At 74.7% G+C, this 5,752-nt stretch carries 6 protein-coding genes and 1 pseudogene; 4 read left to right on the forward strand and 3 right to left on the reverse strand.

Features of this window, described 5'->3' with window-relative positions; all coding sequences use genetic code 11:
- The coding region (locus tag AB8Z36_RS29840) for an enoyl-CoA hydratase family protein (protein WP_369216502.1) at window positions 1-765 on the reverse strand (765 nt) is incomplete at its 3' end.
- Window positions 766-833: 68 nt separating this feature from the next.
- Between AB8Z36_RS29840 and AB8Z36_RS29845 the strand changes: the two genes are divergently transcribed.
- From AB8Z36_RS29845 to AB8Z36_RS29860, 4 genes are all read left to right on the forward strand, one after another.
- Window positions 834-1,598: an SDR family oxidoreductase gene (locus AB8Z36_RS29845; RefSeq protein WP_369216503.1), complete on the forward strand. Its 765-nt coding sequence runs from the start codon at window positions 834-836 to the stop codon at window positions 1,596-1,598.
- Between the two features lie 28 nt (window positions 1,599-1,626).
- The gene (locus AB8Z36_RS29850) at window positions 1,627-2,580 is read left to right on the forward strand and encodes an SDR family oxidoreductase (RefSeq protein WP_369216504.1); all 954 of its coding nucleotides are present in this window, start codon (window positions 1,627-1,629) and stop codon (window positions 2,578-2,580) included.
- A gap of 118 nt (window positions 2,581-2,698) precedes the next feature.
- Window positions 2,699-3,175 carry a carboxymuconolactone decarboxylase family protein gene (locus AB8Z36_RS29855; protein WP_369216505.1) on the forward strand — a complete coding sequence of 159 codons (477 nt, stop codon included), beginning with the start codon at window positions 2,699-2,701 and terminating at the stop codon, window positions 3,173-3,175.
- Window positions 3,172-4,098 (forward strand): RNA polymerase sigma-70 factor, encoded by a 927-nt coding sequence (locus tag AB8Z36_RS29860; protein ID WP_369216506.1) that lies wholly within the window; start codon window positions 3,172-3,174, stop codon window positions 4,096-4,098. The genes AB8Z36_RS29855 and AB8Z36_RS29860 overlap by 4 nt, the downstream gene beginning before the upstream one ends.
- Before the next feature lie 19 nt (window positions 4,099-4,117).
- On the opposite strand, the pseudogene pcaD reads toward AB8Z36_RS29860, so the two are convergent.
- Window positions 4,118-4,929, reverse strand: a pseudogene (pcaD, locus tag AB8Z36_RS29865) (3-oxoadipate enol-lactonase); the annotation flags it as partial.
- 11 nt (window positions 4,930-4,940) lie between these two features.
- The coding region (locus tag AB8Z36_RS29870; protein ID WP_369216507.1) for a lyase family protein at window positions 4,941-5,752 on the reverse strand (812 nt) is incomplete at its 5' end.

Genomic DNA, 5,752 nt, shown 5'->3' on the forward strand with positions numbered 1-5,752 from the left:
TTCTCGCCCTTCTCGTCCCTGCCCTTCTCGCCTGCCGAAGTCCTCGCGGATGCGGTCCGCCAGGCCGCTGAGATTCGCCTCGAAGGTGAAGCCCTGTTCGAAGCGGTAGCTGCGGTGTACGTCGACCGGGTCGATGCCGTTGATCGCGGCCTTGGCGAAGCGGAGCAGCGTGCCGTCCTTGGCGGCGATCTCCCGGGCCAGGCCGAGGGCGGCCGCCCGCAGTCCGGCGCGCGGGACCACTTCCCAGACCGAGCCGTGCGCGCGCAGCTCGGCGGCGGTCGCCGTGCGCGAGGTGTAGTACAGGGCGCGCATCAGGTGCTGCGGGACCAGGCGGGCCAGATGCGTGGCCGCGCCGAGCGCCCCCCGGTCCAGCTCGGGCAGCCCGAAGGTGGCGTCCTCGCTCGCCACGATCGCGTCCGCGTTGCCCACCAGGCCTATGCCGCCGCCCAGGCAGAAGCCGTGCACGGCGGCGACGACGGGCACCTCGCACTCGTACACCGCCGAGAAGGCGGCGGCGCACCCTCTGTTGGCGCCGATGAGCGCGCCGTGGCCGGGGCCGCGCCGCATCTCCTTGATGTCCACGCCCGCGTTGAACCCCCGGCCCTCGGCGGTCAGGACGACGCAGCGCGCGGCGGGGTCGCGGCCTGCCGCGCGCACGGCGTCCGCCAGGTCATACCACCCCTTCACCGGCAGGGCGTTGACGGGCGGATAGTCGACCGTCACGACGGTCACGCCCTCGTCGGGGACGGAGGTGGAGACAGACATCAGAGGATCCGCTACCTTTCACCCACACGCCTTCAACCAAACATTTGTTAGTTGGAAAGGTAGCAGCGATGACTGACACCCGACAGGTGGTCGTCGTCACCGGCGGCACCCGCGGCGTCGGCGCCGGTATCGCCCGCGGCTTCCTCGCCGCGGGTGCCCGCGTCGTCGTCTGCGCCCGCAGACCGCCCGGGAAACCGGTCGAAGCGGCGGGCGCCACCGCCGAGTACCGCCCGCTCGACCTGCGCGACGCGGCGGCCACGCATGCCTTCTTCGGTGAAGTCGCCGCCGCTCACGGCGCGGTGGACGCCCTCGTCAACAACGCGGGCGGCACGCCCTACGGCCTGCTCGCCGACACCGCCCCCGCCCGCCAGGCCAGGATCGTCGAACTGAACCTGCTCGCCCCGCTGTACGCCTCGCTCGCGGCGTACGAGGTGATGCGCTCCCAGGCCACCGGCGGCAGCATCACGATGATCGGCAGCGTCAGCGGCAGCCGCCCCTCGCCGGGCAGCGGGGCCTACGGAGCGGCCAAGGCAGGTCTGGAGAACCTCGCCCGGACCATGGCGGTCGAATGGGCCCCGGCCGTCCGCGTCAACACCGTCGTGCTCGGGCTCGCCCGCACCGAGAGCGCGCACCTGCACTACGGCGACGCGGAGGGCGTCGCCCGGGTGGCGAGGACCGTGCCGCTCGGCCGCCTCGCCGACCCCTCCGACGTCGGCGACGCCTGCGTGTTCCTCGCCTCCGGGCGCGCCGGATACATCAGCGGCGCCGCGCTCCATCTGCACGGCGGCGGTGAACGCCCCGCGTTCCTCGACGCAGCGCCGGTCAACCACTGAACAACCCTCACCACGAAAGGGGCAGCCCATGACGTCGATGCCTTCCGGACTCTGCGCGGGCCGCGTCGTGATCGTCACGGGAGCGGGCCGCGGCCTCGGCCGTGCCCACGCGCTCGCGTACGCCGCCGAGGGCGCCCGGGTCGTCGTCAACGACCTGGGCGTACGGGCCGACGGTTCGGCGGGCGGCCCCGCCGGTCCAGGTGCGCCAAAAGGGCCGGGAGGCCCCGCGTACGACGTGGTCCAGGAGATCCGCGCGGCGGGCGGCGAAGCGGTCGCGCACGGCGGTGACATCGCCACCTCCGACGGCGCCGCCTCGCTGGTGCGGGCCGCCCTGGACACGTACGGCCGTCTCGACACGCTCGTCAACAACGCGGGGTTCCTGCGCGACCGGATGCTGGTCAACCTCGACGAGGAGGACTGGGACGCCGTGCTCCGCGTCCACCTCAAGGGCCACTTCCTGCCCCTGAAGCACGCGGCGGCGCACTGGCGGTCCGAGGCCAAGGCCGGTCGCGTGCCGCACGCGTGCGTGGTCAACACCGGCTCGGGTGCGGGCCTGCACGGCAGCGTCGGGCAGGGCAACTACAGCGCGGCCAAGGCCGGGATACTGGGCCTCACCCTGGTGGCCGCCGCCGAACTGGCCTCCTACGGAGTGCGCGTCAACGCCATCGCCCCCGCCGCCCGTACCCGGATGACCGAGACGACCTTCGCCGACACCATGTCCGCGCCCCAGGACGGCGGCTTCGACGCGATGGCGCCGGAGAACGTGTCGCCGCTCGTCGTCTGGCTCGGCTCACCCGCGTCCGGGGGCGTCACCGGACGCGTCTTCGAGGCTGAGGCGGGCCGCATCACCGTCATGGAGGGCTGGCGGCCGGGCCCGGCCGCCGACAAGGGCGCCCGCTGGACCCCGGCCGAGGCGGGGGAGACAGCCCGGGGACTCCTCGCCGACGCGGCGGCGCCGCAGCCGGTGTACGGGGCGCGCTGAGCGGCGTCCGCGGGAACCGCGCCCCCGGGAGACGCAGGTCACATCCGCCCGTGTCACAAGGGGCCCGGCCGTCTCGTCCCCAGGGTGTAGGCACGGACGAACCCTTGAGGAGCACACCATGGACGCACGCCTCGACTACTCCGCGAGCCCCACCGCGGGCAAGATCTTCAAGAACTTCATGGCCTGCCACAAGGCGCTCAAGCAGTCCCCCCTGCCGGACGCCACCCAGGAGCTCGTGGCGCTCCGCGTCAGCCAGATCAACGGCTGCGCCGCCTGCGTCGACATGCACACCAAGGAGGCCGCCGCCGCCGGTGAGAGCGCCGTGCGTCTCAATCTCGTGGCGGTGTGGCGCGAGGCCACGGTCTTCACCGAGGCGGAGCGCGCGGCGCTGGCGCTCGCCGAGGACGGGACCCGGGTCGCGGACGCGGCGGGCGGGGTCGGCGACGAGGTATGGGCGAACGCCGCCAAGCACTACGAGGAGGAGCAGCTGACCACCCTCGTACTGCTGATCTCCATGATGAACATGGCGAACCGGCTCAATGTCATCGCTCAGCGGCCCGCGGGCGACTACGTGGCGGGACAGGCGCACGCGTGAGCAAGGCCGACGCGTTCGAGGAGCTGCGGCCGCTGCTCTTCTCCATCGCCTACCGCGTCCTAGGCAGCGTGAGCGAGGCCGAGGACGCGGTGCAGGAGACGTGGCTGCGCTTCGACGCCTCGACGACCAGGCCCGACTCGGTCAAGGCGTTCCTCTCGACGGCGGTGACCCGCGTCTCGATCGACGTGCTGCGCTCCGCGCGGGCGCGGCGCGAGCAGTACGTCGGCCCCTGGTTCCCCGAACCGCTCCTGGACGACCCGTACGAGGACCCGGCGCGCTCGGCGGAGCTCGCCGACTCCGTCTCCATGGCGGCCCTGCTGCTCCTTGAGCGGCTCAGCCCGCTGGAGCGGGCGGTGTTCGTGCTGCGCGAGGTGTTCGGCTTCGGGTTCGACGAGGTCGCGGCGGCGGTGGGGCGCTCGGAGCCGGCGTGCCGTCAGCTTCTGGTGCGGGCGCGGGGGCACATGCGGTCCGGGCGGCCGCGCTTCGCGGCGGACCGGGCGGAGCGGGAGGCGCTGTCGGCCAGGTTCTTCGACGCCCTGCGCGAGGGTGACGTCGGGGCGCTGCGGGACCTGCTCGCGGGCGATGTGTCGCTGGTCGGCGACGGCGGCGGCAAGGCGCCGCAGCTCGCCAGGTCCGTCCTCGGCGCGGACAACGTGGCCCGGCTGCTCGCCGCCGTCATCCCCCGCCTCGCCCGGGCCGACATCACCTTCGCGGCGCGGGAGATCAACGGCCAGCCCGGTGCGGTCTTCCGCGACCGGGACGGCAGGGTGCTGCACACCTGGGCGCTCGACGTGCTCGACGGGCGTGTCCAGGCGATCCGGATGGTGGTCAACCCCGACAAGCTCGGGCACCTGGGGCCGGTGGCGGACGCGTGGGCGCTCCACCACGAGCTGCGGAGGGCGGGCCACTGGCCCCCGCGCTGACCCGGGCCTCCCGCCGCGCCCGGCGCGCGACCCGGGGCGAATCGGCGTCGCCCGTCACGGCCCGCCGTACGGTCGGGCCTCGGCCGCGGGGCCCGTGAAGTGGACGCGCAGGGCCGCCGCGACGGTGTCCGGACGTTCGGCGGGTGCCAGGTGAGAGGCCCCCGTGAGCTCGATGAGGGAGGCGCCGGGCACCGCGTCGGCGATCTCGCGGGCGTGCGCGGGCGGCGTGGCGGGGTCCTCGCGACCGGCGATCACCAGGGTCGGCGCGGTGATCGCCGCGAGGTCGTCCCGCAGGTCGTAGGCGGCCAGCGCGTCGCAGCACGCGGCGTACGCGGCCGGATCGGCGGCGCGGTGGTCCGCGACGAGGGCGGGCACCGTGAAACCCGGGGTGAACCAGCGCCCGGGGGCCGCGTCGGCCAGCGCGCCGAGCCCCTCGCGGCGCACGGTCGCCGCCCGCTCCTGCCACGGCCCGGCGCCGCCGAAGTGCGCCGACGAACAGATCACGGCGAGGCTCGTCACGCGCTCCGGGTGGTGGACCGCGAGGTGCAGCCCGACGGCGCCACCGATCGAGACCCCGGCGTACGCGAAGCGGCCGGTCCCGAGCGAGTCGGCGAGCCCGAGCACGAGCCCGGCGAGCTCCCCGACGGTGGCACCGGCTCCGATCAGCCCGGCCGGTGAGCGCCCGTGTCCGGGCAGATCCCACCGCACGACCCGCAGCACCCCGGACAACCCGGGAGCCACCCCGTCCCAGAGCCGCGACGAGGTCCCGAGCGACGCCCCGAGCACCAGCGGCGCCGCACCGCCGACGCCCTCAACGGTGTGATGCAACAGTCCTACGCGTGTCAACGTCGCTCCAGAGCACGGTCGGTGAGAACTCCGGCGGAGCCGGTGTACTGGGCGGGGTCGGTGAGTCCGGTGAGGTCGAGGCCTGCCGACGGGGCTCGCTCATCCACTCCGCCGGACCCCGGCACGGCCCCTTCCCGTCGCAGCCCCTCGCTCAAGGCCTCGGCCAGGGAGCGGCCCTCGGTCCTCGCCCGTGCCGCCGCCTCCGTCACCAGGTCCTTCGCCCTGGCACGGCCGAGCCGTGGCGCGAGTTCCGCCGCCAGGCGCTCCGAGACGATCAGGCCGTCCGTCAGGGCCAGATGGGCGCGCATGGCCTCCGGATGGACCCGCAGACCCTCGGAGAGCCCCGCCGCGTCGCGGGCCGCGCCGCCCACCAGGCGGAGCAGGTCACGCAGCGGCTCCCACTCGGCGTGCCAGGCGCCCGGCGGCCGTTCGTCCTCGGCCACGAGAGAACCGAGCAGCGTGGCCGCGAGGCCGGGCGCGCGCCGCGCGGCGGCGGCGATGAGCGTGGCGCGTACGGGATTGGCCTTGTGCGGCATGGCCGACGAACCGCCCCCCGCGCCTTCGGAGACCTCGGCGATCTCGGTGCGGGAGAGCGTCAGGACGTCCGCCGCGACCTTGCCGAGCGCCCCGGCGGCGATGGCGAGGGCGGCGGCGAGATCGGCCACCGGGGTGCGCAGCGCGTGCCAGGGCAATGCGGGCTCGGCGAGCGGCAGTTCGCGCGCGTACGCGGCGAGCAGGGCCTGCCCGATGTCACCGCCGCCGCGCGGGGCCGACGACGTCCCCGCCGCCCCCGCCCACGCGTGGAACG

Source organism: Streptomyces flavofungini (assembly GCF_041028215.1).
Taxonomy (GTDB): domain Bacteria; phylum Actinomycetota; class Actinomycetes; order Streptomycetales; family Streptomycetaceae; genus Streptomyces; species Streptomyces flavofungini_B.